The sequence below is a fragment of the Candidatus Avelusimicrobium alvi genome (genome assembly GCF_958451995.1).
GTDB lineage: Bacteria > Elusimicrobiota > Elusimicrobia > Elusimicrobiales > Elusimicrobiaceae > Avelusimicrobium > Avelusimicrobium alvi.
Genome location: NZ_CAUDSG010000009.1, coordinates 24,197 through 50,833, shown reverse-complemented (window position 1 = coordinate 50,833; position 26,637 = coordinate 24,197). Strand labels below are relative to the sequence as shown.

The following is a 26,637-nucleotide window of genomic DNA, read 5'->3' as shown; positions in this document are numbered from 1 at the left end:
TGCCGGCCAATGCCCATAAAATCCAGTTTTACGCGGCGCGTTTTACAACTCGCTATCGCTCAAACAAATAAAACGCTTCTCCCGCGTAAAACGGATTTTATAGACGGGCTATGGCCGGAACCACAACGGCAACAACAGGGCTAAGATCTGCATAAAACGGCAAAACGACTTTCCAGGCCTGCAAGGCCCCCTTCCAGGGGACGGTTCTCTATGCGGATATATCCGACTAATTGAGCCACACTGTTTAAACAATATTGCCAAATAACGTAAGCAAAGCCCCGGAGTGTTTAATTGCTATAATAAAGTATGTCCGCAAGCAAACCGGAAATCATCCTGACCGACGAATTCAAAGACGCGTTAACCCTCTTGGAATCCCAGCCGCCCGTCAAACCCCTCATTTTTATCACGGGGCGCGCCGGCACGGGCAAGACCACGCTTCTTCGGTATTTCGCCCGGCATTCCGCACAAAACACCGTGGTGCTGGCCACCACGGGGCTGGCGGCCATCAATGTGCGCGGGCAAACCGTTCATTCGTTTTTTCACTTAAAACCCGGCAACCTGCTGGATAAAGCCAATCTAAAACGCCTGCCGCGCAAAACCGTGGACGCGGTGGACACCATCATCATTGACGAAGCCTCCATGCTCCGCGCCGATTTGCTGGACGCCATAGACCATATCCTGCAAATTTCCACCCACTCGCAGGAACCGTTCGGCGGGAAAAAAATTGTGCTGTTCGGCGATTTATTCCAGCTGCCGCCCGTGGAGGAACAGGCTTCCGGCGGACTGTTTGACTATTTCCGCGAGGTTTACCCCAGCCCGTATTTTTTTGAAGCCCACGTGCTGCGCCGCCTGCCGACCGAGGTGTTTGAACTGCGGCGCATTTTCCGCCAGAAAGCCGACCCGGATTTCGCACGCCTTTTAAACCTCATCCGCGAAGGGCGGGTAACCCAGCCCGAGCTGGACGCCCTGTTAAACACCCGCAAAACCTTTGAACTGCCGGAAAAATTTGACGGGAGCATCATCCTCGCGCCCACCAACCGCGACGCGGCCTGGCGCAACGTACACTACCTGTCCATGCTGCCGGGGCGGGAATTTACTTACACCGCCACGGCGGACGAATCTTTCCGGAACAAAACCACGCCCGCAGAACAGGTGCTTCGCCTAAAAAAAGGCGCCAAAATTATGATGCTGGTAAATGACGACAACTGGGTAAACGGCGATATCGGCACCGTCTACGATTTGGGGCCGGATTTTATTAAGGTGGAGCTGAACGGCTGCGTGTACCAGGTGGAACCGCACGTGTGGGAAGACGTACGCTACGAATTTAACGCGCTTTCGCAAAAACTCCAGCCCAAAGTGAAAGGGTTTTTCAAACAATATCCGTTAAAACTGGCCTGGGCGATTACCATCCACAAATCCCAGGGGCTGACGTTTGACAGCATTTACCTGGACATCGGGCGCGGCGCGTTTGCGCCGGGGCAGACGTATGTCGCCCTCAGCCGCTGCCGCACGCTGGCCGGCGTGCACTTAAAAAAGGACATTTCCGTCAAAGACGTTCTGTGCGACGCGCGCGTCAAACAATTTTTTGAATATGTGCGCGGAAACCGCATTTTAAAATAATATCCCTTTTTACAAACCAAAAGCCCCGGCCGAAAGACCGGGGCTTTTTCCCTTCCAAATACTTATTTATTGTACGGTTTGAGCGATTCGGTATAAATCGCGCGGACCGATTCTTTGGTGGCTTCCGTCGGAGCAATGCCCAACAGTCCGCCCAAAGACGGCGTGTTGAAAGCCAGGTCAACCAGCTTGTCCACGTCTTCGGCTTTGAAGCCTTCGTCTTCCAGTTTATGCGTAGAACCCACGGAGAACAGCCATTTTTCCACGCCCTGGGCCACTTTGTCGGCTTCGCAGGGGCAGCCGGTCAGGCCGGGCACGATGGGAGCCAGCACATCGGCCAGCGTAGCCGGTTTGGCGGCATAGATGTTCTTGATAACGGCGGGCAGCAGCATCGCCAGGCCCAAGCCGTGCGTCAGGTTCGGGTTCACGCCGGAAAGCGGATGCTCCAGGGCGTGCGTGTAGTGCAGGAGGCCGTTGTCAAAGCTGATGCCGGCAATCAACGCCGCATAAGCCAGGAAGTAGCGCGCTTCCAGATTGTTCGGGTCTTTCAGCGCTACGGGCAGGTATTCCGCCACCAGCTTTACGACGGAAATAGCCAAATCAATCGCATAAGGCGAGGTGGCCTTGGTGGTGGAGGCTTCCACCACGTGGTTCACCGCGTCAATGGATACGTAGCGGGTCTGGTTTTCGGCCAAGCCCGTCATCAGGGCCGGGTCGTCAATGGAGTAGAGCGGATAGATGCAGTCGTACGCGATGGCGGGTTTGAAGTTCTTTTCTTCAATGCTCACCACGGCAAAGCGGTTGGCTTCGGAGCCGGTGCCGTGCGTCAGGTTGATGGCGATGATGGGCGCGGCTTCGGTCGGCGTAAACTGGAACTCGTAGAGTTCTTCGGCCGTCTTGCCCGGATTTTTCATCAAAATAGCCACGCTTTTGCCCGCGTCAATGGCGGAACCGCCGCCAATGGCCAGCATCGCCTGCGCGCCGAAATCGGCGGCCATTTTGGCGGCTTCGTTGACGTGGTGCGTATTCGGGTTCGGGGTTACCTGGTCGTAATGGACGTAGGTAATGCCGTTCTCCGCAAACGCTTTGGTAACGTGGTCCCACGCGCCCGTTTTTTTGTAGGCGCCGCGGCCCGTCATCACGATAAGTTTACTGATCCCCCGGGCTTTTAAATCTTTGCAAATATCCGAGATTTTCGCAATCGCGCCCACGCCGAAATAAACCAGCGTGCGGCTGCGGATCTCGCGTACTTCGTTAATATTAATGTCTTTTTCCCACATAAATTCCCCTCCTTTAATATGGTACTTCCATCTCTTTAAATATACCATATTGCAAGGACGCGGGAAACACCTTCAAAAGGGCTAGTTTTTAGGAAGGGAAGCGGCGGTTTGCCACAGGCGGAGCAGACCGTCTTTTAACGCCACGCGGGGCGTAAAACCCAGGCGTTTGAATTTGGAAATATCCGCCGAAGAGGTGCGCACGTCTCCCGCGCGTTTGGGCTTAAAAACGCGGGCCAGTTTTTTACCCGAAATCCGTTCAATCAGCCGGATGAGCGCAAGCAGGGAATGGCTCCCGCCAAAGGCTACGTTGTACGTCTCGCCGGGTTTGCCTTTCCGGGCGGCCAGCACATTGGCGCGGGCCACGTCCTCCACCGCGATAAAATCGCGGCTTTGGCGGCCGTCCCACTCCACGCTTAATGTCTCGCCCCGGCGGGCGAGATCTAAAAATTTGGCGATGACGGCCGAATACGGCGCATGCGGGTTCTGGCCCGGGCCGTACACGTTAAAATAACACAAACAAACGGTTTCCAATCCGTAAACGGCGGTATAAAAGCGGCAGAGTTCTTCGCCGATTTGTTTGGAAAGCGCATACGGAGAGCCGGGTTTTTTGGGGTTAGTTTCTTTGCACGGCTTGGAAGACGTGCCGTATACACTGCACGAAGAAGCGAACACCACGCGCTTTACACCCGTACGCCGGGCGGCTTCCAGCACGTTGGCGGTGCCCGTTACGTTAATCCGCCAGGTATCCAGCGGCTCCTCCACCGAACGCGGCACGGACACCAGCGCGGCGTGGTGCAACACATAATCCGCCCCTTTAAACGCTTGTAACAAGGCCGGCAGTTCGCGCACGTCCCCCTCCACCAGACGGATGTGTTTTTTTACATCTGCCAGGTTAGACGCAGCGCCGGACGAAAAATTATCCACCACGGTTACGCGCTGGCCCAAAGAAACGAGTTCTTTTACAATGTGCGAGCCGATAAACCCGGCCCCGCCCGTAACCACCCAATGTTTAACGTTTGCACGCACGCGCCCCACCCCGGTAATTAAAATAAAATTATGTTTTATTATAACTTTTTTGGCGCACCGCCGGAACCGGAGAACCCGCGGCGCGTGAGATAAAAAAATCCCGCCGGTAAAAAAACCGGCGGGAATGCGGAAAGGAAAAGCTCAGCGGCCTTCAATACGGCACGCTGTGAAAGAGGGAATATAATAATCCGCCAGGCGGCGCAGGACAGGCTGGTCCGCCGCGGCGTGCGCGTCCGATATGCCCGCCGTTAAAAAGCCGGCTTTTTTAGCGGTTTGAAGCGCGTACAGCGCGTCTTCGGCCACCAGCGTGCGGGACTTGTCCGTCCCCAGGCGTTTTAACGCGGCCTCATACACGGCGGGGCTGCGCTTGCCCGCGCCCACTTCGTCGCACGTAATAATAAAATCAAACAGTTCCATAAGCCCCGTCCGCTCCAGAGCCGCCTGCGCCAGCTCCCGGTCCGAAGCCGTCGCCACGCACAATTTAACGCCCTGGGCTTTTAAAAAACGCAGCAGTTCGGGCACCCCGGGTTTGGGTTCCAGGTCGCGATAATACCGCTCGCGGATGGGCTGCAAGGTAAGCCGCAGGATTTCTTCCGGCGTCTGCGGCAGGTTAAAGCGTTCTTTCACCAGGCGTGCGCCGTCCATAAGCGACAGTTTAACCAGCTCCTCGTCCAGCCCTTCCGGCGGCGTAATGCCCTGCGTACGCAAAAAGTTGGAACCGGAATGCTCCCACGCCGAAAGCGAATCCAGCAGCGTACCGTCCAAATCAAAAATAACGGCGTCCACCGTTTTTTTACCGGGGAACACCGGCATACGCGGCGGGGGCGCAATTACCAGGCGCGACAAATCCGGCACTATCGGCACGGCGGAAGAAACGGACGGCACGGCCGAAAAAGCGGAAGAAACAGAAGGCAGCGGGTAGCGTACGGACTGAGGGCTCTTCCACACGCCGGCGGGACGCACGCCAAGACCGGGCACCCCGCCTACCCAGCGGTTGGAAAGCGTTTGGGCGGCTTCTTTGCTAAGCGCGCGCACAGCGGGCAGCAACTGCTTTTGCGCAGATACGGGAGAGTAAAAAAATAAACAGAAACATACAGCTAAGAACGGCCGAAAACGGTGTAAACGATTCATATTTATATTTTACTCGTTTCTGAGGATACCCGGCAAGCCGCATAAAGCGTCCCCGGCCGCGGCCGGAGACGCTGAAAGCGGACGGTATAAACTCAGCACCTATTGCTTTTTTTCTTAGCGGGATGGCAGGCGCGGTGGGAAATGTTTTCCATCATATGTTCCAGATACGCAATTTCCGGCAGATTCTTAACGCCGTAGCGTCTGGCCATCTGGGCGATGCGTACGTAACCGACCCACACGCGTTTTTTGGCGTCTTCCCACACCAGCATTCTAAGCGGCAGGAGTATCCCCAGGCGCTGTTCGGCCTGCAAAAGACGCGTACGCATAGCGGGAGAACCAAACATAATTGTAACGGTCGGGCGGAGTTTCAACCCCATCTCCAAAGCGGCTTTTGTATGGTCAAACACAAAAAATACGGGGATCATCTTCTCTTGCAGGATACAGCGCACGCGAGCGATGGTCTCCTCTACCCCCAAACAGCTTTGGACCATATATAACTCTTTATCAACAATATCTCGGGTTTTTGTGCCGGTGCCAGTCATAACGTTACCTCCTTTCTCTTGGCTTCCGCCCCGGGCGGATGAAGACCAACATTTTTTATTGTACTTTAACGGCCGCGCCCCGGCGGACGAAATAAAGGGTTAGTTTGCCGTTTTTTTCGGGCGTCTTCCAAACCGCCGCCGCACGCTTTTTATACGCGCAAACACCTGCCGGACAATTGACGTAAATTTGAAACTTCTCTTCTTAAAAAGATAAAATATTAAAGATGAAACACCTCAAAAAAACCTGGCAGGGATCCTCCGCAAAAAGGCGCAATACGGCCTTGTTTTTATTTGTCTTTCTGGGTATGCTTACCGCGTTTGGCCCGTTCGTAACCGATATGTATCTGCCCAGCCTTCCGGCGATGACATCCTATTTCAACGCCGGAACTTCCGCCGTACAGCTGGGGCTGACGTTTTCCATGCTGGGCCTGGCCGCCGGGCAGATTCTGTTCGGCCCGCTAAGCGACAAATACGGCCGCCGCGCGCCGCTGCTTATTTCCATGTGGCTGTTTTTGGCTTCCACGCTGGCGTGTATTTTTGCGCCGAACATCCAAACGTTCGTCGTGCTGCGTTTGGTGCAGGGCATGGCCGCCGCGGGCGGAATCGTGATTTCCCGCTCCATCGCTACGGATAAATTTAAAGGCGCCAACCTCGCCAAAGCGCTCGCCATTATCGGCGCGATTAACGGTATTGCCCCGGTGGCCGCGCCCGTACTGGGCGGGGCGGTGTTAAAAGTAACCGGCTGGCGCGGCGTATTCGGCATTTTGTTTGTACTGGGCCTGGCGCTGACCGCCGCCTGCGTACACTTTAACGAGTCGCTTTCCCGCGCCAAGCGTTCCCGCGAAAAGCTGTCCCAAACGTTCAGCCTGTTTAAAACCGTGCTCCGCAAGCGCAAATACGTGTTTTGCGTATTGCAAATGGCGTTTGCACTGGCCATTTTATTCGGATATATCGCGGCTTCGCCGTTTATCATCCAGCAGCACTACGGCTTCAGCCCGTTTGCCTTCAGCCTGTTTTTTGCCGCCAACGCGGTAGCCATCGGCACCGGGGCGGGAATATCCGTTAAATTTAAACGCCTGGAAAATTGCATTTTAACCAGCTGCATCGGCATGTTGGTTTTCAGCGGCCTCTCCCTTGCGGCGATGGCGGCGGGCGCGGGCGTAGCCCTTTTTGAAGGACTGCTGTTTGCCCTGCTTTTCACGGTGGGCATGACGCTTACCGCGGCCACCACGCTTGCGATGGACGCCGCGCGCGATCAGGCGGGCACGGCTTCGGCGCTTTTAGGCGCGGCGGGCTTCCTGTTCGGCAGCGTTGTGTCCCCCTTGGTCGGGCTCGGGGATATTTTGATTTCCACCGGCACGGCGTTCGTCGTGTGCGCGGCGGGCTCGTTCGTTTGCGGCCTCATCGCCATCCGCCGCGAACCCTGCACCAAATGCGCCGGGGAGGCGGCCGTTTAAACTGTTTTTATTCCGCTAAAAAAGCTCCCGAAAGGGAGCTTTTTTGCATACCAGATTTAAAAAGCTTGACTTGGAGCCCGCTCCAGGTATTACAATGTAAGCAGTACTATTTTCCCGGGAGAAGAATATATGACTATTTCAGAAGTAAGCGAAAAATACGGCCTGCCCGTTGACACGCTGCGCTACTACGAAAAAGCGGGGCTCATCCCGCCCGTCAACCGCAAAGAAAGCGGCATACGCGATTATACGGAAGCGGACTGCGGCTGGGTGGAATTTATTAAATGTATGCGCTCGGCGGGACTTTCCATTGAAATGCTGACGGAATACATCCGCTTATACGGGCAGGGCAACCGCACCCTGCAAAAGCGCAAAAACCTGCTGGTGGCGGAGCGGGACCGCCTGGCCCAGCGCATAGCGGAAATGCAAAAAACGCTGGACCGCCTGGACCACAAAATAGCCGTTTACGACGATAAAATCGTGGCGTGTGAGAAAAAACTTTTAAAATAAGGAAAACCAAATGTCTAAAAACGTACTGATTATTTCGGCCAGCCCCAGAAAGGGCGGCAATTCCGATTTGCTGTGCGACCAGTTTTTAAAAGGCGCGCGGGAAGCCGGGCACACGGCGGAAAAAGTGTTCCTGCCGGCGCATAAAATCAATTACTGCCTGGGGTGCGGCGTATGCAACACCACGCACGCCTGCGTGCAAAAAGACGATATGGCCGCCCTGCTGGACAAGATGGTAAAGGCGGACGTTATCGCCCTGGCCACGCCCGTGTATTTTTATTCCATGGACGGCCAGCTTAAAACGTTTATTGACCGCACCGTCCCCCGCTACACCGAAATTTCCGGCAAGGATTTCTACTTCATCCTCGCCGCGGCGGACACCAGCAAAAAGAATATGACCCGCACCTTGGAAGCCCTGCGCGGATTCACCGAAGACTGCCTGGACGGCGCGAAAGAAAAGGGCGTCATTTACGGCACGGGCGCGTGGCAAAAAGGCGAAGTCAAAAACACCCCGGCGTTTGAAGAAGCCTACCGGGCGGGCAAAAACTGCTAGCGCGTTTTCTTCCCCTCCTCCCCCGGCGCGGACACGTTCCCGCGCCGGGATTTTTTGTTTTTTCGCGCCTTGCGTCCGCCAAAACAAAATAATTTTAAGACGATAAATAAAATTTTTCCTTGACTTGGAGCAAACTCCAGACTGTATACTTTTTAGGTGCCCGACAGCACACCAAAAAACAGGGGGACGCATGAAAATGATTCTTATTTCTCTTTTACTTCTCGCGCTGGCGGCGGCCGGAGCCGCCGGGTATTTTTTATGCCAGGCCGGCGCCGCGCCGGACGCGGAACAATTAAAACAGTTTGAACGCCTGGCCTATTTTAAAAACGGCCGGTTTACGGCGGAAAACGACGTAAGCGTCCACCCGGAAAAAATGACGGGCGGAAGCACTTTCTCGTTTTTCTCCGTTAAAAAGTATGCGCCCGACACGCCGCTTCCGCAGAAAAAGCTGGACAAAAATTCTTTCCCGCAAACGCCCGGCGAACTGGCGGTTTACTGGCTGGGGCATTCGTCGTTTATTTTGGAAATCGGGGCCCGGTGCATCATCCTGGACCCGGTGCTGGGCAACGCCGCCCCGCTGTCGGGCTTGTTTAAACGCTACGGGCAGGCGCCGATTACCCGCGAGGATTTCCCCCCAGCGGATATCGTGCTTATTACGCACAACCACTACGACCATCTGGAACGCGCCTCCGTGCGGGCCCTGGCCAAACGGGGCGCGGCATTTGTCGTGCCGCTGGGCGTGGGAGCCGCGCTTAAAAGCTGGGGCGTAAAAGCGCAGCATATCCATGAACTGGGGTGGAACGATACGTTTACGCACAACGGCCTGACCATAACGGCCCAGCGCGCGGAACATTATTCCAGCCGGCGCGGCACGGACAAAAACAAAACCCTGTGGAACGGATACACGCTGGAAGCGGGCGGACGTAAAATCTACGTCAGCGGAGATACGGGTTACAACGAACGGCTGTTTAAAGAAATCGGCCGCTGGCACGGCCCGTTTGACGCAGCCCTCGTGGAAATTGACGCCTGGAACCCGGGCTGGCCCGGTATGCATCTGTTTCCCGCGCAAGCCGTTCGCGCAGTCCAGGACGTAAACGCCAAACAGTTAATCCCCGCGCATTGGGGCCTATTTAATTTGGGGCTGCACCGCTGGGATGAATCCATCCGCGCCGTACAGCGGCTGGCGGATGAAAACAACGTCCGCGTCAGCGCGCCGGTGATGGGCGAGCGGTTTGAACCCGGCAAAACACTTACCCGCCGCTGGTGGGAAAATTTGAATTAAGCAGAAAGAGAAGCCATATGAACATTACGAAAAAACACCTTACGGGGGTTGTGGCGGCGGGGATACTGGGAACCGCCTCCCTCCACGCCTACGACTGGAAAGAAGCGCAAAAAGCCCTTTCCCCCAAACAGCAAAGCATCGCGGCCGCAGCCGCTTTAAGCGCAGCGGGCCGGCTGAGCAAATTGGAAACCGCTTTTGAGCGCGCGCTGGACAGCGGGCTTACGGTAAACGAACTCAAAGAAATCGTTTTACAGCTCTACGCTTACACGGGTTTCCCGCGCTGTTTAAACGCGGCTTCCGTGCTGGAAAAAGTGGTAAACGAACGCCGCGTGCGCGGCGCGGGCGATTTGACCGGCCCCGAACCGCAGTCCATTCCCGCCGGGACGGACAGATATGAACTCGGCAAACGGAACCTGGAAGTATTGGTGGCGGCGCCGCTTCCGAGCCATCCGGACTCGTTTATTCCGGCCACGGATACGTTTTTAAAAGAACATTTGTTTGCGGATATTTTCGCGCGCGGCGTGCTGTCCTACCGGGACCGGGAAACCGCCACCGTGGCCGCGCTGGCCGCCCTGGGCGACGTCAACCCTCAGTTAGAAGCGCATATCGGCATGGCGCTTAATACGGGCGTAACGCCGGAAGAAATCGCGGGGATAATGGCCGTTATCAAAACGCAGCTGGGCCGCAAAACCGCGGCAAACGGACTGGAAATGCTGGAAAAAGTATTACAAACGCGGAATAAAAAATAAATATTCCCGACGGGAAAATAAAAATCCCTTGACTTGGAGCCAACTCCAGGCTATATACTTTCTACATAAGGAAAAAACAAATGAAATCACACAAATTCACGCTTGTCTGCCTGGCCGCCGCGCTGTTACTGGCTGCGGGGCTCGCGCAGGGAAAATTAAAAGAGGAAAAAACTATGACGGAAAAATCACCGATTGACACCATTTTTGCGCAGGGCGAAGTAAACCCCTACAGCAAATTCTTCACGGGCACCACGTATTTGACGATGCTGAGCCTTAAAGACAATGTATGGAATGCCCCCATAGGCAACGTAACCTTTGAGCCGGGCGCGCGCACCCATTGGCACAAACACGACGGCGGCCAGATTTTGCTGGTTTTAAACGGCGAAGGCCGCTACCAGGAAAAAGGCAAAGAAATCCGCACGCTTAAAAAAGGCGACGTGGTGCGCATCGCGCCCGGCGTGATTCATTGGCACGGGGCCGCGCCGGACAGCTGGTTTGTGCACATATCGCTGGAAACCAACGCGCACCAAAACGGTTCCACCGACTGGCTGGACCCGGTAACCGACCAGGAATATAAATAAATTACAAGGAATGGATAAGAATGAAAGTATTAGAGCAAGTAAACCAACCCGACGATTTGAAAAAACTGTCCGTATCTGAACTGGAAACGCTGTCTGCGGAAATCCGCGAAGTGTTAATCCGCAAAATAAACGCCACGGGCGGCCATTTCGGCCCGAACCTGGGGTTTATTGAGCCGACCGTAGCCATGCACTATGTGTTTAACTCTCCGGCGGACAAATTCGTGTTTGACGTGTCCCACCAATGCTATACGCACAAAATGCTTACGGGCCGCAAACAGTATTTTACCGACCCGGCCAAATACCGCGAAATTTCCGGCTACACGAACCCGCAGGAAAGCGCGCACGACGCGTTTACGGTCGGCCATACGTCCACCGCGCCCAGCCTGGCCGTGGGGCTCGCCATGGCGCGCGACTTAAAAGGCGAAAAGCACAACGTCATCGCCGTCATCGGCGACGGCTCTTTAATCGGCGGGGAAGCGTTTGAAGGGCTGGATAACGCCGCCGCCTTAAAAAGCAACATTATCATCGTGGTAAACGATAACGAAATGTCCATCGCCCCCAACCACGGCGGCCTGTACGGCAACCTGGCGCTCCTGCGTCAAACGCGCGGCCAGGCGGAAAACAACTATTTCAAAACGCTCGGCTTTGATTATGTATACGTGGAAAACGGCAACGATATCTCCGCGCTGGTAGAAGCCTTTAAACGGGTAAAAGACGCGCCGCGCCCCACCGTCGTGCACCTGCATACGTTAAAAGGCAAAGGCGTTGCGCAGGCCGAAGCCAACAAAGAAGCCTTCCACTGGATTTTGCCCGGCACGCTGGATAACAAAACCGCCGCGCCGGCCGCGCCTACGTACGATTCCGTTACCGTGGACTATATGCTTCAAAAACGCGCCAAGGACCCGGCTTTTATCGTGTTAAATCCGGCTACGCCCGGCGCGTGCGGCCTCACGCCGCAGGTGCGCGAAAAGCTCGGCAAAGGCTTTGCGGACGTGGGCATCGCCGAAGAACACGCCGTGGCGGCGGCTTCCGCCCTGGCCAAAGGCGGGGCCAAACCCGTGCTGGCCGTTTTAAGTTCGTTCGTCCAGCGCACGTATGACCAGCTGTCGCAGGATTTGGCGTTAAACAACAGTCCCGCCACCCTGCTGGTTTACTGGGGTTCCATTTCGGGAGCGGACGCGACGCACCTGGAATGCTTTGATATTTCGCTCATCGGCAACATTCCCAATATCGTCTATCTCGCGCCCACGTCCAAACAGGAATACCTCGCCATGCTGGACTGGTCGGTAGAACAGCAAAAATACCCCGTAGCCATCCGCGTGCCGTTTGGCCCGCTGGCGGAATCGGACCGCCCGGTGCCGCAGGACTATTCCGAGCTGAACCGCTACGAAGTCGTGTCCAAAGGCGGCGAAGTGGCCATTATCGGCGCGGGCAATTTCTTTCACCTGGGCAGACAGGTAAAAGAAGAACTCAAACGCGCGCTGGGGATTGACGCCACGCTGATTAATCTGCGCTACCTCTCGGGCCTGGACGAAGCACTGCTGGAAAGCCTGAAAAAGGACCACCGGCTCGTCATCACGCTGGAAGACGGCGTCGTCAACGGCGGCTTCGGCGAGAAAATCGCCTCGTTCTACGGCGGCTCCGATATGAAGGTGCTCAACTTCGGCGCGAAAAAAGAGTTTACGGACCGCGTACCGCTGGACGAACTGTACCGCCAGTTCCATCTGACCAAAGAACAAATCGCGCAGGACGCGGCGGCTTGTTTAAAGGAGGCAAAATGAAAGTATTGCTTATTAACGGCAGTCCGCACGTAAAAGGAAACACCTTTACCGCCCTGTCCGAAGCCGCCAAAGCGCTGCAGGCGGAAGGCGTGGAAACGGAAATTGTTTCCATCGGCACAAACGCCGTACGCGGCTGTATAGCCTGCCGCAAGTGCGCCCAAACGGGCCGCTGTATTTTTTCGGACGAGCCCTACAATACCCTGTACGCCAAACTGGACGAAGCGGACGGCCTGATTGTGGGTTCTCCGGTATATTATGCCGGCCCCAACGGCTCGCTGTGCGCGCTGCTGGACCGCCTGTTTTTTTCCGGCGGGAAAAAACTTTCCTATAAGCCGGCCGCATCCGTGGCCGTGTGCCGCCGGGGCGGCGCCAGCGCGGCGTTTGACCGCCTAAACAAGTACTTCACCATCAACAATATGCCCGTGGTTTCGTCGCAATACTGGAACAGCGTGCACGGGCGGGAACCCGGCGAAGCCGCGCGGGACGCGGAAGGCCTGCAGACCATGCGCACCCTGGGGCGCAATATGGCCTGGCTGCTGAAAAAAATTCATTATGGCGGCGTTTCTTACCCGCAGCGGGAAACGCCGGTATTTACCAACTTTATACGGGAGGAAGCAAAATGAAAAAAAGTATGGGCATTTTATTTTCGGGAATGATGTTTTTATCCGCGGCCGCCTGCGGCAGTAATGCGGGCGGCACGGCGGACGGCGCCGCCAAACAGGCGGACGTCCAGGCGCCGGCAGGCAAAAAAGTGCTGGTGGCGTACTACTCGCGCTCCGGCAACACCAAAGCCGTCGCGCAGCAAATCCAACGCTTAACGGGCGGAGATTTGTTTGAAATTCAAACGGTTAAAGAATATCCAGCTTCCTATTCGGAAATGACGGAAATCGCCAAAAAAGAACTGGCGGAGGGATATAGGCCGGAACTGAAAAACAAAGCGGAAAACTGGGCCGCGTACGACGTGGTATTTATCGGCTCGCCGGATTGGTGGGGCACGTACGCCCCGGCGGTGCGTTCGTTTATCGCGCAATATAACTTTGGCGGAAAAACCGTCGCGCCGTTTTTTACCAACGGGGGCGGCGGCATGCAAAACTGCGAAAGCGATATGAAAAAACAGCTCGCCGGCGTATCTGTGGCTCCGGGCATTACCTTTCCGGGCCGTTCTTCGGGCGCGCCGGAGCAGGAACTTAAAAACTGGATTCAGCGCGTGCTGAAATAAAGTACCATAAGGAATGATGATGCTTAAATACGTCTTATTTGTGTTGGCGGCGGCAGCCGTCATCGGCGGGGCAATCGGCGGGATTCACTTGGTAAAAGTGGCCCACCGCAACCAAAAAGAAATGGCCTCCTTCCAGGGTGCGCCCGTGCCCTATACGGCCAACCTGGGCAAAACGCTGGTGATTTACTATTCCATGACGGGGCACACGCAGGACATCGCCCGGCGTATCCAACAACGGACCGGGGCCGACGTTTACCGCCTGGAAACGGAGGAACCGCTTAAAGCCAGCCCGGCGTTCTACGCCAAGGTAAAAAAACAGCTTAAAACCGGGCAATACCCGCGCCTGGCCGGCCCCGCGCCGGAGCTGGACGGCTATGACGTTATTTTCGTGGGCGCACCCGTCTGGTGGTACACGGCGGCCACCCCGATGCTGGCTTTTTTACAGCAGACGGACTTTAAGGGGAAAAAGGTGGTTCCGTTCTCCACCCAGGGCAGTAATTACGGCGCGTTTTTTGAAGATTTTGAGAAAAACGCCCGAAACGCCCGCATAGTAACCGGAGCCTCGTTTAACAACCTGGGCGACGAATACAACAGCGCCGTGGACAATAAAATCACCGCGTGGCTGAACGCCTTAAACTAATACGCTTTCCCCGGCGGTTTCAATGCGCCGGGGATTTTTTTGCCCTCCATAAAAGCTACAATAATATGTGATACTTTCCGCGCCGGAGCATAATATAAATAGAATGACGTCATTTGAAGAGCTCTACAATACTTATTTTAAACGCGTGTACGCTTATATTTTTTCGCGCGTGCGCAATGCCGCCCTGGCGGAAGACTTGTGCGCCTGCACCTGGAAAAAATGCTACGAGCACCTGAACTCTTTTAATGAAGAAAAAGGCGAATTTGCCCAGTGGCTCTTTACCATCGCCCGCAACGAAACCAATATGCACTGGCGGACGTACTGGGTGAAAAACGTGTTTTCGCTGGCGGAAACGGAAGACGACGTGCCCGAAACTTCCCGCCAAACGCCGCTTGAACAGCTGGAAGAAGCCAATTTCCGCGCGGATTTGCTGCGCGCGCTCGCCCGGCTGAGCGGCAAAGAGCGGGACTTGGTATCGCTTAAATTCTATTCCGGCCTGAACAACCGCCAAATTGCGGCGGTTACGCGGCTGAGCGAGAGCAACGTCGGCACGGTCATTCACCGAGCCGTACAAAAAATGCGCCGCTTTATGGAGAACGTATGACCCCCGAGAAAGACTGGCTGACCAAAGCCGAAAAAGCTGATTTTGACCCAAACGGCCGCGCCCAGCGCCGCGTGTGGGCGCGCCTGCAAGAGAAAAAGACCGTTTTTCACTGGAAAAAACCGTTGGCCTGGGGTGCGTGCGCCGCGCTGCTGCTGGCGGCGGGCGGACTCGTCGGCCTGCGCTGGAGCGCCTACCTGCACTGCCCGGCCGCCGCGCCGGAAGCGGCGGATTCCTTCGCCGGGGCGCAGTGTAAAAATGCGACAAGCCGTTACCTGCTTTCGGCCGAACTGGAATGCGACGGAGCCACCTGCTCCTGCACCAAAACGCTGACTATCTGCGACGAACACCCCGTCACCCGCGTCAGCCGTAAAACGTGCACCGCAGCCGAACACGATTTTTCCCCGCAGGACCCCTGGAAACTGTGGGAAAATAATTCAACCGATTCAATTCAGGATCCGGCTTCCTGCCGGAACCAATGCTAGGAGTTAACACTATGAAATTAAGCCGTATTTTTAAACCGCTGTTAGCCGCCGTGTTGTTTGCCGGCATTTCCTGCGCCGCGTGGGCGGCCCCGGTAGAAGCTGTCTTATTCAGCTCCCCCTACTGCCCGCACTGCCGCCATTTAAAGCAGGACGGCTTCCCGGAGCAGTTCCGCGCCAAACACAAAGGCACCGTACACCTGACCGAATACGATTTGACCGAAGGCGCCAATAACGTGCTCTTTTCGCAGACGCTGGAAGCCTATCAGCTAAACTCCGCCGGCATTCCGATGCTGATTGTGGGCGAAACCGTTTTGCAGGGCTACCCGAACCAAATCGTTTCCGGAGCGGACGAAGCCGTGCGCAAAGCCGCGGCCAATAAAGAAAAAACGCGCGTTCCCGGCCTTACATCCGAAGAAGAAAAACCCGCTCCCGCGGCCGTTCAGACCCCGGATACGGTAACCGAACCGACGGCCGCCCCGGCCGCTGAGCAAACCCCGGCCGCCGAACGGGAAGCGGCGCCCGCCGAAGAGGAGGAACAGGATTCCGCTTTATCGGCCCACCAGTCCCTGTTCAGCCAAATTACGGTATGGGCGATTATCGGCGCGGGCCTGGCGGACGGAATCAACCCGTGCGCGTTTGCCGTGATTGTGTTCTTTGTATCGTTTTTAGCGGCGTATAAATACAATAAAAAAGAAATCATCATTGTAGGCAGTGCGTACTGCACCGCCGTATTTTTGGCTTACGTGCTGATGGGGCTGGGGGCGTTCCATCTGCTCTACGCCATGAAAGGCTTCCGCTACATTACGCTGGCCGTACAGTGGGGCACCGTCGGGCTGTGTGCGCTGTTTTTGGTGCTGTGCACATATGATTTCATCGTCTACCAGCGCACGAAAAAATCCGAAAAAATGTTGTTACAGCTGCCCAAAAGCTATAAAGAATACATCCATAAAGTAATGCGCTTCTTCTTAAAAGACAAACACAGCGCCATGTGGCGGCTGATGCTGGCGGCGTTTATTGTGGGGTTTGTGGTCTCGGGCGTGGAAGCGGTGTGCACCGGGCAGGTATATTTACCCACCATCATCGTAATTTTAAAAGAAGCGGACCGGTATTTCTGGAAAGCGACGGAGTACCTCCTGCTCTACAATCTGATGTTTGTGGCGCCGCTGGTGCTGGTGTTTATTCTGACGCTGTGCGGCAAAGAATCGGCCGCATTTAACAACTGGCTTAAAAAACACTTGGGGCTTTCCAAATTCCTGCTGTGCTGTGTATTTTTAGGACTGCTGATTTTACTGCTGGCAACGATGTTTTAAACAGGCTGCGGTTGATATACAAAAACCCCGCCCCGGCAATTCCGGAGCGGGGTTTTAATTTCTTATGAATTCCCCTAGTCCAATGCTCTTTTTACACCTTTTCCCTGCTAAGCAGGGAAGATGAACGCATAACTCGTGTGTATATGACCTATTCTTGAGATAAACTTAACGTCACTTTACCAATTCATCGCTAATAAGTTCCGCCTGCTCTAATACGCGCTCAATAGCGGCCGGCTGCTGATCCGGCGGATAGTTGTACTTGCGCAAAATACGTTTTACTTGCAATAGAATACCCGCTTTTACACTTTCGCGTTTGCTCCAGTCCACTTTCACAGAGCCGCGCAGATAATTGGTGAGCTCCTGCGCAATCAGCTTGAGCGTCTTATCTCCCAGCTCCCGCACAGAGGCCTCATTTTCTTCAAGCGCATTATAAAAGGCCAGCTCCTTTTCGGAAAGCCCCAATTCTTCCCCTTGGCGGGCGGCGGCATTGGTTTGTTTGGCCAAATCAATCAACGCTTCAATAACCTGATAGGTTTCCAATGCGCCGTTGTTGTATTTATTAACGGTTTCTTTTAATTTTTCGGAAAACTTCTTAAACTGCGGCAGATTTAAGCGGAACCTGCTGTGGATTTCCCCCTCCACTAACCGGCGCAGTAATTCCGCCGCCAGGTCTTTTTGTTTCATCTGGCGGATTTTATCTAAAAATTTTTCATCTACCAACGACAAATTGGGCCGCTCTAACCCTACTTGCGTAAAAATATCAATTGGTTTATCCGTAGCCACCGCTTGAGCGACCAAAGCCCCTATTAATTCAGACAGCTGTTTTCTATTTGGTTTGTCATCCCCCGGCCTTTTATTCATAGCCGTGCGAATGAGAGAGAAAAACGCCAGTTCTTCCGTCAAAGCGGCGGCTTCCGGCAAACTTTGGCACAGGCCATAAGCCTTTTGGGCCGCCAGTACATTATCCGAAAAATCATTCTGTGCCGTTTCTTTATTAGGAGCGTGTGCCAAAACGTGATCCCACGCTCCGGGGATTAATTCGTAAGCATTAGTCTTAAACTCCGTATAATCAAACCCTTTTAAAAACTGTCGGCACACGTCCATATAGGCTTGCAGCTGTTCATAGGCGCGCCGGATATCCGCCGCCACATCGCCCTTTCCGCCGCCGTGGGTATAGTCCCGCACCGCTTCTTCCAAACTGCGTGCAATACCTATGTAATCCACCACTAACCCGGCATTTTTGCCTTTAAATACGCGGTTTACGCGGCTGATGGCCTGTATCAAGTTGTGCGCGCGGATAGGTTTATCAATATACATGGTATGCAGGCAGGGCACGTCAAACCCGGTCAGCCACATATCGCACACAATAACCAGTTTTAAAGGGTCTTGCGGGTCTTTCATGCGGTTTTCTATTTCTTTTTGGACAATGTCGTTATATAAATGCGGCTGATAGTTCTGCGGGTCAGACGCGGAACCCGTCATAATTACTTTAACAACTCCGGCGTGCGGGTCTGCGCTGTGCCACTGGGGCCTGATTTTGATAATTTCTTCGTACAACCGCACGGCAATATCCCGGCTCATACAAACAATCATGCCCTTGCCATCCGCCAGCTGTAAACGTTTTTCAAAATGGCTGATGATATCCCCCGCCAACACTTTTAAGCGTTCCGGTAGTCCGGCTAATTTTTCTACCGTCATCCAACGCACTTGCGCTTTTTCCACGTCGGACATATCCGCCGACAGTTTATTTACTTCTTCGTCAAAATGCCGAAGGAGCGCATCGCGCGTGTTGAGTTGAATATGCCGCGCTTCGTAGAATATCGGCACGGTGGCGCCGTCGCGGATGGCGTCCTGCATATCGTATACGTCCACATATGGGCCGAATACGGCTTGCGTATCCCGGTCGCTTTCCGATACGGGCGTACCCGTAAAGCCTAAAAAACAGGCGTTTGGCAGTGCGTCCCGCAGGTATTTGGCATAGCCGTATTTTAATCTGCCGCCGCGGAAATCCGCACTGAAACCGTATTGGGTGCGGTGGGCTTCGTCGGAAATCACCACGATATTGTGCCGTTCGGACAGCACCGGGAAAGTATCTTCCCCGCGGGCCGGCAGGAATTTTTGCATAGTGGTAAAAATTACGCCGCCGCTGGGTTTATTTTTCAGCAGGGCTTGCAATTCTTCCCGGCTGTTTGCCGCAACGGGGGACAGCTCCGGCGCACAGCGGGAAAAAGTGCCAAAAAGCTGGGTGTCCAAATCGTTTCGGTCGGTAATAAGGACGATAGTGGGGTTTTGCATAGCGGGCGTTTTCATGATTTTATGCGCTACGCAGACCATGGATAAACTCTTGCCCGAGCCGGTGGTATGCCAAATCACGCCGCCTTGGCGGCTGTTTGTCTGCAGCGCGTGCAAAACACGCTCTACCGTCTTGCGTCCGGCAAAAAATTGATGATACCCCGCTATTTTCTTAATGGTTTTTCCGGCGTCTTTTTCAAAAACCACAAAATATTTGAGATAATCCAACAGCTGGGATTTATCAAAAAAGCCTTTTACCAATACTTCGGCCTCGGTTTCTGTGGCATTGTCCCGCTTTTCCCCGTGGATACTGCGCCACGGCATATAGCGCTCTTCCGACGCGGACACGGAACCCACCCGCGCCACAATGCCGTCCGAGATAATGCAGGCCAAATTGTAATCAAACAAATCCGGGATATCCGTTTTATAGGTTTGGATTTGGTTATAAGCGGCGGTGGTGTCGGTTTTTTCGTTGGCGGGATTTTTTAGTTCAATAACCGAGAGCGGCAGACCGTTTATAAAGACGACGATGTCCGGCCGGCGCAGGTTGACGCGGCCTTGCAAAGCAAATTGATTGACGGCTAAAAAATCGTTATTTTCGGGATGGGCAAAATCTATAATCTGCACCAAAGCGGCGGTGTCTTCACCGGCGGCGTTTTTGTAATTTACTTTGATTCCGTCCGTGAGATAATGATAAATGGTTTCGTTACGGGCGATAAGGGACGGCTCGGACGGTTGGGTAAGCAGGGTATAGGCCTCGTCCAGCACGGAAGGCGGAAGCGTTGGATTTAGGTGCGCGAGGGCGTCCCGCACCGCCTGCGGCAAAAACGGCTGGCGGACATCTTCACGCAAAGGGATAGAGCCGTCCGGCAAAATATCCGGCCCATAGGCCGTTTGGTAGCCGATACTGCGGAAATACTCCAAACAATAGTTTTCTAAAGTGGCTTCGTTAATGAGAGACATATTATTTTGCCTTTAATTCTGTTTTTAAATTTTTTAATAGTTCGCTGACTTTTCCTTTACGCTCATAATTGTCTTTGCATAATACACAGAATAAAAGGAGTTGATATAATTCATCATACCAAGATTCTAATTCTTCCGGCGACATTTTTGCCACTATTTCATTTTTATTTTTTCCGGCTTTGTTGTTATGCCGAATATTTAAATTATTAAGCAACCCTGTGGTTTTTGCGAAGTAGTCTTTAAAACCTTCTACAGGTTTTTCTAACAAAGGTTCGTACTCATTGGCAATAGAAACTAATAATTTTCTTTTTTCCTCTAACTGTCCTTTTAAAGAGGCATGATTATACTTAAGAATAGCAAAAGCTATTTCTTCAGAGGATATTTCTGCTACCGCAGTAGCCGCTGGATTTTTTGGTACTAAAATAACTAGTTCTTCTTTAGGAAATTCTAAAGGTTTATAATTCAAATGCTCTAACAAAATATCTATATTGGAAACTAACATACGGCACTCATAAGAAGGCAATGCCAGAGGATTTTTAATATTAAAGCATTTTGCGTTTACTGCAAATAACACATTGATATAATATTCCAGAGTTAGCAGTATTTCTTCTATTTTGAGTGCAGAAAAAGATTGTGGTAGATGCAATTTGGCCTTAATTTCTTTATAGCTAAAAACAGTACCTCTTTGTTTCCAAGAGGGCAAAGCATAAAAATCAAAGAGTTCTTCAAGCGTTAATTTCTCACTAGAAAATTGAATTGTAGAAAAGCGCAACTTGTTAAAGATTCTTCTAATCTTATTCATTTCCTTTACAACATCATATTTTTCAGTTAACAATTCAAAAATGTTTCTTCTACTCATCTTTTATATTCCTTATAGAAAACTAATTCGTTAGTCCTCATCAAAATTGACGTTACCTTGGGTCAGTTTTACAAGACATTTTATAAGGTCATCGGAGACTTCAGTATACCCTTCTTTTGATATTTCTTGTAAAACATCTTGCCATTTATAAAGGCTATAATGCCCTAGAGCTTCCTCTATTTTTTCAGTAATATTTTTATGCGGCAAAACATGACAAGCAATTCTTAACACAGAAATAATGTCCTGCCTATAGTAAAAAGTTGTTGGATTATGAAATCTCCATAATTTTATTAACTCTGCTACGAGTTCATAAGTAACCTGTAAACCTAAATATTTGTCGGCCAATTCAATGTCATTATCTGTAAACCCTAGTTTTTTAAGACCACTATGTATAAATGGGGCCATCAATTCGGCTTTTAACAGAAGTTTTCGTTCTTCAAGATTTAATATAATTGCCATGATTTACACCCTTATTTTGCCGGAGATGAGACGAGGTAAGAGGGAATCGCGAAGCTCCGTTAATGTTTGAATTTGTTTTGTATTTATTAAAATTTTTTCAAATATATTTTCTACTTTTTGGCTAAAATATATTTGGGCTTGTACGGAAGGCCATAAAATATTGAGCTTCGAAAAAGAGGTCTTGTTTAAATTACCAAATACAGAGCCGCCACTGCCTTGAACTTTAATCTGTTCCGCTACAGAGCGTAAAATATAATAATTATAAAATTTTGTGTTCAAATCGGTAGGTATGACACTATTTATCTGTTGGTTGGTTTGAGAGATTTTCTCAGTCAACACGACCAAACCTGGAGTTGCAATACAACTTACACATGTAGAATAAGGAGGTAAATACTTGGTTTGTTGAGAATTTGCTCCCTCTTGGCTTAAATACCTTTCTGTATGGCTGGCAAATATAGCATTGTGCATATCTGGTATTGTAATAAAGGGAATATCTCCCCCATAATATTCTTTATGAGATGTTGAGGGAGTTTTTCCGCAAATAACTTCTCCTAGTTGCGCAACTTGTCCCACCTCCCAGCCGAGGGGAATGGGGCCAAGAGCGGAATCTGTAAACGAGGACGGGAATAAATCGTATAACTGCTCAGTTAAGTGATACTCCTGCATAATGTCGGCCTTGGCGTCGCCGCGTTGTTTGGCTTTGACGACATCAAAATCCACAAACCAGCTTTTAAAAGTGGCCTTTGCCATTTCTTCCAGCGTTTTATTCTGCTTTTGCAGTAATTCTATTTTATCGTCAAACGCCCCTAAAAACTCCGCTATCCGTTTCTGCTCATCTAAAGGCGGTAATTCTATTTCTATTGTGTCAAAAGTGTCTCTAGTAATAGTATTAAATACGGAGCCATGCCCTTTAGCTTGTAAGTCGTGAACAATATTTTTTAACAAGTAATATAGAAAATCGTTTGTGGTACATTCTTTCGCTACTATACCATAGCAGGACTGATTAAAAGCCATTGGTTTGGCAAGTTGTGCTAACGCGCCAACCGTTCCACGTGCAGACAGAATAAGTGCGCCTTGGGGTAAAATTTTAGTGGAACTATTTTGTACTCCATCTTCCGTAATTGTTTTTTCCGTAGTGTGTACATAACGATTGTCATTATTAAAATCTACAACAGAAAGCCATGGAATATCCCCGCCCCAAAACTGCGGATTTGAAGTTTTAGGTGTGCCACCGCCAACAAGTGTTAAAATGTCAGAAAGTTTAAAATGCATATTAATATAAAGAGCCCAAGATATGCTTGGGCTCTACAAAATTATTTACTAAAAGGCAATGTTGCTTTTTTTGTAAATATTATGGTCATGATCAGCGGTTACAGATGATTCCCAACTTGGATAGTTATCTGCTTTGGAACGATTATTTTCCCATTGCAAAGGCCTAAGATTACTGAAATTATCACTACCACCTTTGGATACTGGTTGAATGTGATCAACCTCCCAGCCATAGCCAAGTTCTTTTGTTATTCCATAATGCTCACGGTTAATCCATGCACCCGCTCTATCTTTTGCCCATTCGACATTTCCAAAACGCCCAATCCAAATTTTCAGGGCCGTTTCTTTATTAATTTCCATAAAATAATTCTCCTTATGGTTTTATTTTATGGCAAAAATGTAGTACAATGATATCTGCAAATACATGTACGGCACATTTTTGCCGTAAGGGAGCGTTTATATAAAACGCTTCCTTTTTTATGTTCTTTTAGTTTTACTATGCGATTTGTTCTTCTATATTGTCCTCCTGTATAATTGGTTTTAAAACGACTTCCAAATCTTCCCCATTTTTTTCACTGGCAAAAACTTCATACTTTTTAACTTTGCCAGAAGGAACTATCTTATATTGCATTACAAATCCTTTAATAGATAAATATAATGCCAGTTTCCCATCGGTGTTAGGCCGCGGATTAAGATGATACGCGTTATCTGTTTCTGTGTTACTAAATCTAATCCCAATTAGGTTTTGGGTCTTATTATAAAAAAAAGTGGCATATTGATATGCACAAATGTCTAGCCGCGCGCATACTGTAGAATTAAACGATATTCCTCCAGTGGCCGAAATTGAGATTCGGTCGTTATACGAGCGTGTTTTGGTGTATGATTCGAAATCTTCCAATAGGGCCATTTTTACCCTCCTTTTTTATATTATACAAATTTTCTTTTTGTTTGTCAACACCATCCATCCTGCCCACAAATTCCGCCAATTTTCTTTTATTGCTCAATCTTTTCCAAATTCTCTTTGATTTTCGTATCCAGTTTCGCACTTTCTTCCATTTGCGCGGTCAGCTCCGCCGTAAGGCGCGCCATTTTGGCGGAAAAGGCTTCGTCATCTTCTTGCGTTTCCGCTACGCCCACATAGCGGCCCGGCGTGAGGACATAGTCATTCGTGCGGATTTCGGCCAGCTTGGCGGACTTGCAAAAGCCCTTTATGTCCGCGTAGTCTTTATCTTTAGGGGCAAAGTCGTCCGCGCGCCAGGCGTGGTAGGTATCGGCTATTTGCGCGATATCCCCGTCCGTAAATTCGCGCCGCGTGCGATCCGCCATAAAGCCCAAGTTCCGCGCGTCTATAAACAGCACTTCTCCGGCGCGTTTTTTCTGCTTACGTAAAAACCACAGGCATACGGGGATTTGCGTATTAAAAAATAACTGCCCCGGCAGGGCTACCATACATTCCACTAAATCCGCCTCTATTAAGTTTTTGCGGATTTCCCCCTCGCCGCCCGTTTGGGAACTCATGGAGCCGTTAGCCAGCACCGTACCCATTACGCCCGTAGGGACCAGGTGGCTCAGCATATGTTGTACCCAAGCAAAGTTGGCGTTTCCGGCAGGCGGAATACCATACCGCCAGCGGGCGTCTTTCGTCAGTTTTTCGCCGCCCCAGTCGGACACGTTAAACGGCGGATTGGCCAAAATATAATCCGCGCGCAAATGCGGATGCTGGTCATTATGAAAGGTATCGGCAGGCTCTTTGCCCAAATCAAACTCAATCCCGCGGATAGCCAGGTTCATGGCCGCCAAACGCCAAGTGGTCGGGTTGCTCTCCTGCCCGTAAATAGATAAATTGCTCACGCCCTGATGAATATTGACAAAGCGTTCACTCTGCACGAACATACCGCCCGAGCCACAGCAAGGGTCATACACCGTATGGTTTTCCGTAGGGGCCATTACCGCCACCATGGTTTTAACCACAGAAGCCGCCGTGTAAAACTGTCCGCCGCGCTTGCCTTCCGCATCGGCAAACATACCTAAGAAATACTCGTACACTTCGCCCAGCGCGTCCGGCGCGGTCTGGCCGTTTTCAAAGCCGATGGAAGAAATCGTATTAATCAACTCCGCCAAGCGGCCCGCGGGCAAATTTAGGCGTGCATAGTTTTTGTTTAAAATATTTTTGAGCTTGGGGTTTTCCTGCTCAATAGACTGCATGGCTTCGTCTATTAATTTGCCGATGTTGGCCTGCGGGGCATTGTTGCGCAGAAACTCCCAGCGGGCGTTTTCCGGCACCCAAAAAACATGATTTGCTTTACAGTAATCCCGAATATCCCCATCTATATACTGCGGGTTTTGGGCGTAATAATCTTCCTGCTGCATTTTTTCGCGCAGGGCTGAAAAAGAATCCGAAATATATTTCAAAAAGATTAAACCGAGTACGACGTGTTTGTATTCGGCAGCATCCATATTGGAACGCAACTGATCCGCTGTTTTCCAAAGTTTTTGCTTGGTAGTGTTATTCATAAAGGGAAATCCTGTATAGTATAGATATTTTTTACTATATTAAATAAGCAAACAGCTTGCAAATCCCGTCTGATAAATTACGAAGGAATAGAAAAAGCTCCCTTTCGGGAGCTTTATAAATGGCGGAGAGGGAGAGATTCGAACTCTCGATACGGTTTCCCGTATGCAGTCTTTCCAGGACTGTGCCTTAAACCGCTCGGCCACCTCTCCAAAATCGGTGTGCGGTGTAAGAAGTACTTGATTATTATAGCAAATTAATAAAAGATTTTTAAATACCCATCTTCCGCCGAAGGTAAAGCTCCGCCTGAATTGAAGCCCCTTGGGTTTTTTGCTAAAATATTTCTGCTGCCCGTTCCATCGCGCCGCACAATCCCATTAACGGAGTATCGTATGTTTAAAAAAGCTTTCAGCTTTCTGCTGTTTGCCGTGCTGGCCGTTCCCGCCGCCGCGCAGCTGCAGGAAACGGTCTATATCCGCGGGGTTATCCCGACTGAAAACGTTACATCGCTGGAAATTAAACCGCGCTTTAAAGCCAAGGACGACAGCCGCAACGAAACCGTCGCCACCGTAGAAATCAAGCCGTCCTTCAAACTCAACGACAACTGGAAATTCGGCGCGGAAATTCCGCTCTCACGCTATTCCAAAAAAGATTTTTCCCAAAAAGGATTGGGCGACATTATGCTCTCCGGTTTTTTTACGGAATACTCCCCCGACGCCGTATTTTCGTATGGAGTAGGCGCGGAAATGACCTTCCCCACCGCCACCGGCCGGGAACTGGGCGACGGAAAAGCCGTAGCCGAGCCGGAAGTTTTTTTGGTGTGGAAACTCAGCCCCCATTTCTTTATTGAAACAGAATACCGCCACATTTTTTCCTATGCCGGAAGTTCCGGGCGGGACGATATCCACGAAAGCCGTTACCGGATGATTTTCGGTTATATGTCCGCAGACAAGTGGTGGTTTGAGTTTGACCCGCGCTATACCGTAGACTATAAAAATAAGTCCGAAGCGGAGCTGATTGGAGAATTTGAACTGGGAACGATGATTAACGTCGGTACGTCGGCCTATATCCGCGGAGGCTGGCACTTGGCCGGCAACAAATACTCCCAGGATTGGGAACTGATGCTGGGTTTTAAAATACTCTATTTCTAATTCACCGCACAATAGAAAGCCCCGGTCAAAAAACCGGGGCTTTTTACGCATAAAAATATTTACCGCCTAAACGTACGGACCTGAAGGCCTAAAATCCGGCCCAAAAGCATCAGCGGCAGGATAATAAAAATACTGAACGCGGCCACCAAAAGCGTAACGATAAACCCAAACGCCAGCACAAACACCCCGCCGATAATCCCCCCCGTATCCCCTTGCGGGCGGGCGGAATCTTTCGGCCGGGATTCATCTTCCACCGGGTTGCCGTTTTCGTCTAAAATTTCGGGCTCAATAATTTCTTCGGCCCGGACAATATCTTTCTCTTCCATATATATATTATGGCATAATGGACGCCCTTTGCCTAGACGGATAAAGAG

General features: G+C 51.4%; 27 protein-coding genes and 1 tRNA gene. 15 read left to right on the top strand and 13 right to left on the bottom strand.

Translation table 11 applies throughout. The annotated features are described in order from the left end of the window. Positions 1–306: 306 nt before the first annotated feature. Positions 307–1,620 (top strand): ATP-dependent DNA helicase, encoded by a 1,314-nt coding sequence (locus tag ACQY36_RS03155; RefSeq protein WP_428077676.1) that lies wholly within the window; start codon positions 307–309, stop codon positions 1,618–1,620. A 62-nt stretch (positions 1,621–1,682) separates the two neighbouring features. Here ACQY36_RS03155 and ACQY36_RS03150 read toward each other — a convergent pair whose 3' ends face one another. The 4 genes from ACQY36_RS03150 to ACQY36_RS03135 all read right to left on the bottom strand — a co-directional run bounded on the left by ACQY36_RS03150 (position 1,683) and on the right by ACQY36_RS03135 (position 5,545). Then, positions 1,683–2,897, bottom strand: coding sequence for an iron-containing alcohol dehydrogenase (locus ACQY36_RS03150; RefSeq protein ID WP_428070843.1), 1,215 nt, complete (start codon positions 2,895–2,897; stop codon positions 1,683–1,685). 81 nt (positions 2,898–2,978) lie between these two features. Then, positions 2,979–3,923, bottom strand: a complete 945-nt coding sequence (locus ACQY36_RS03145) for an NAD-dependent epimerase/dehydratase family protein (RefSeq protein ID WP_428077674.1) — start codon at positions 3,921–3,923, stop codon at positions 2,979–2,981. A gap of 141 nt (positions 3,924–4,064) precedes the next feature. After that, positions 4,065–4,958: an HAD family hydrolase gene (locus tag ACQY36_RS03140; protein WP_428077672.1), complete on the bottom strand. Its 894-nt coding sequence runs from the start codon at positions 4,956–4,958 to the stop codon at positions 4,065–4,067. Between the two features lie 188 nt (positions 4,959–5,146). Then, positions 5,147–5,545, bottom strand: coding sequence for a DUF302 domain-containing protein (locus ACQY36_RS03135; RefSeq protein WP_428055243.1), 399 nt, complete (start codon positions 5,543–5,545; stop codon positions 5,147–5,149). A gap of 275 nt (positions 5,546–5,820) precedes the next feature. Between ACQY36_RS03135 and ACQY36_RS03130 the strand changes: the two genes are divergently transcribed. The 13 genes from ACQY36_RS03130 (at position 5,821) to ACQY36_RS03070 (ending at position 16,758) form a co-directional block, all read left to right on the top strand. After that, complete coding sequence (locus tag ACQY36_RS03130; protein ID WP_428070851.1) at positions 5,821–7,053, top strand: multidrug effflux MFS transporter; 1,233 nt, start codon at positions 5,821–5,823, stop codon at positions 7,051–7,053. Positions 7,054–7,182: 129 nt separating this feature from the next. Then, positions 7,183–7,560: a MerR family transcriptional regulator gene (locus tag ACQY36_RS03125; protein ID WP_428055239.1), complete on the top strand. Its 378-nt coding sequence runs from the start codon at positions 7,183–7,185 to the stop codon at positions 7,558–7,560. A 10-nt stretch (positions 7,561–7,570) separates the two neighbouring features. Next, on the top strand, positions 7,571–8,110 hold the full coding sequence (locus tag ACQY36_RS03120) for a flavodoxin family protein (RefSeq protein ID WP_428055237.1): 540 nt from the start codon (positions 7,571–7,573) through the stop codon (positions 8,108–8,110). A gap of 190 nt (positions 8,111–8,300) precedes the next feature. After that, positions 8,301–9,392, top strand: coding sequence for an MBL fold metallo-hydrolase (locus ACQY36_RS03115; RefSeq protein ID WP_428077670.1), 1,092 nt, complete (start codon positions 8,301–8,303; stop codon positions 9,390–9,392). Positions 9,393–9,409: 17 nt separating this feature from the next. Continuing rightward, complete coding sequence (locus tag ACQY36_RS03110) at positions 9,410–10,141, top strand: carboxymuconolactone decarboxylase family protein (protein WP_428077669.1); 732 nt, start codon at positions 9,410–9,412, stop codon at positions 10,139–10,141. Positions 10,142–10,314: 173 nt separating this feature from the next. Beyond that, complete coding sequence (locus ACQY36_RS03105) at positions 10,315–10,722, top strand: cupin domain-containing protein (protein ID WP_428055496.1); 408 nt, start codon at positions 10,315–10,317, stop codon at positions 10,720–10,722. Positions 10,723–10,742: 20 nt separating this feature from the next. Beyond that, positions 10,743–12,503: a 1-deoxy-D-xylulose-5-phosphate synthase gene (locus ACQY36_RS03100; protein ID WP_428077667.1), complete on the top strand. Its 1,761-nt coding sequence runs from the start codon at positions 10,743–10,745 to the stop codon at positions 12,501–12,503. Then, positions 12,500–13,126, top strand: a complete 627-nt coding sequence (locus tag ACQY36_RS03095) for a flavodoxin family protein (protein ID WP_428077666.1) — start codon at positions 12,500–12,502, stop codon at positions 13,124–13,126. Before ACQY36_RS03100 ends, ACQY36_RS03095 begins: the two co-directional genes overlap by 4 nt. Continuing rightward, a complete protein-coding gene (locus ACQY36_RS03090; protein WP_428077664.1) occupies positions 13,123–13,722 on the top strand; it encodes a flavodoxin in 600 nt (199 codons plus the stop codon). The genes ACQY36_RS03095 and ACQY36_RS03090 overlap by 4 nt, the downstream gene beginning before the upstream one ends. Positions 13,723–13,735: 13 nt before the next feature. Continuing rightward, positions 13,736–14,362 (top strand): flavodoxin, encoded by a 627-nt coding sequence (locus ACQY36_RS03085; protein WP_428077662.1) that lies wholly within the window; start codon positions 13,736–13,738, stop codon positions 14,360–14,362. A 103-nt stretch (positions 14,363–14,465) separates the two neighbouring features. Beyond that, positions 14,466–14,966 (top strand): RNA polymerase sigma factor, encoded by a 501-nt coding sequence (locus ACQY36_RS03080; protein WP_428077660.1) that lies wholly within the window; start codon positions 14,466–14,468, stop codon positions 14,964–14,966. Beyond that, positions 14,963–15,448 carry a hypothetical protein gene (locus tag ACQY36_RS03075; protein ID WP_428055222.1) on the top strand — a complete coding sequence of 162 codons (486 nt, stop codon included), beginning with the start codon at positions 14,963–14,965 and terminating at the stop codon, positions 15,446–15,448. The genes ACQY36_RS03080 and ACQY36_RS03075 overlap by 4 nt, the downstream gene beginning before the upstream one ends. An 11-nt stretch (positions 15,449–15,459) precedes the next feature. Next, positions 15,460–16,758 carry a cytochrome c biogenesis protein gene (locus ACQY36_RS03070; protein ID WP_428077658.1) on the top strand — a complete coding sequence of 433 codons (1,299 nt, stop codon included), beginning with the start codon at positions 15,460–15,462 and terminating at the stop codon, positions 16,756–16,758. A gap of 171 nt (positions 16,759–16,929) precedes the next feature. Here the strand turns inward: ACQY36_RS03070 and ACQY36_RS03065 are convergent, their stop codons facing one another. The 8 genes from ACQY36_RS03065 to ACQY36_RS03030 all read right to left on the bottom strand — a co-directional run bounded on the left by ACQY36_RS03065 (position 16,930) and on the right by ACQY36_RS03030 (position 25,324). Further along, entirely contained in the window at positions 16,930–20,004 is a 3,075-nt protein-coding gene (locus ACQY36_RS03065; RefSeq protein WP_428077678.1) for a type I restriction endonuclease subunit R, read from the bottom strand. A 10-nt stretch (positions 20,005–20,014) separates the two neighbouring features. Then, positions 20,015–20,872, bottom strand: coding sequence for a hypothetical protein (locus ACQY36_RS03060; RefSeq protein ID WP_428077656.1), 858 nt, complete (start codon positions 20,870–20,872; stop codon positions 20,015–20,017). A 30-nt stretch (positions 20,873–20,902) separates the two neighbouring features. Next, a complete protein-coding gene (locus tag ACQY36_RS03055; RefSeq protein WP_428077654.1) occupies positions 20,903–21,331 on the bottom strand; it encodes a hypothetical protein in 429 nt (142 codons plus the stop codon). 3 nt (positions 21,332–21,334) lie between these two features. After that, on the bottom strand, positions 21,335–22,603 hold the full coding sequence (locus tag ACQY36_RS03050) for a restriction endonuclease subunit S (protein ID WP_428077652.1): 1,269 nt from the start codon (positions 22,601–22,603) through the stop codon (positions 21,335–21,337). Between the two features lie 48 nt (positions 22,604–22,651). Then, positions 22,652–22,960: an HNH endonuclease signature motif containing protein gene (locus ACQY36_RS03045; RefSeq protein WP_428077650.1), complete on the bottom strand. Its 309-nt coding sequence runs from the start codon at positions 22,958–22,960 to the stop codon at positions 22,652–22,654. A 136-nt stretch (positions 22,961–23,096) separates the two neighbouring features. Then, a complete protein-coding gene (locus ACQY36_RS03040; RefSeq protein ID WP_428077648.1) occupies positions 23,097–23,231 on the bottom strand; it encodes a hypothetical protein in 135 nt (44 codons plus the stop codon). 362 nt (positions 23,232–23,593) lie between these two features. Beyond that, entirely contained in the window at positions 23,594–25,114 is a 1,521-nt protein-coding gene (locus ACQY36_RS03035; RefSeq protein WP_428077646.1) for a type I restriction-modification system subunit M, read from the bottom strand. 120 nt (positions 25,115–25,234) lie between these two features. Next, positions 25,235–25,324 (bottom strand) — tRNA-Ser (locus tag ACQY36_RS03030). A 180-nt stretch (positions 25,325–25,504) separates the two neighbouring features. On the opposite strand from ACQY36_RS03030, the gene ACQY36_RS03025 reads away from it, so the two are divergent. Next, positions 25,505–26,263, top strand: a complete 759-nt coding sequence (locus ACQY36_RS03025; protein ID WP_428070875.1) for a hypothetical protein — start codon at positions 25,505–25,507, stop codon at positions 26,261–26,263. 59 nt (positions 26,264–26,322) lie between these two features. Here the strand turns inward: ACQY36_RS03025 and ACQY36_RS03020 are convergent, their stop codons facing one another. Next, positions 26,323–26,589, bottom strand: coding sequence for a hypothetical protein (locus tag ACQY36_RS03020; RefSeq protein WP_428077644.1), 267 nt, complete (start codon positions 26,587–26,589; stop codon positions 26,323–26,325). Positions 26,590–26,637 lie beyond the last annotated feature (48 nt).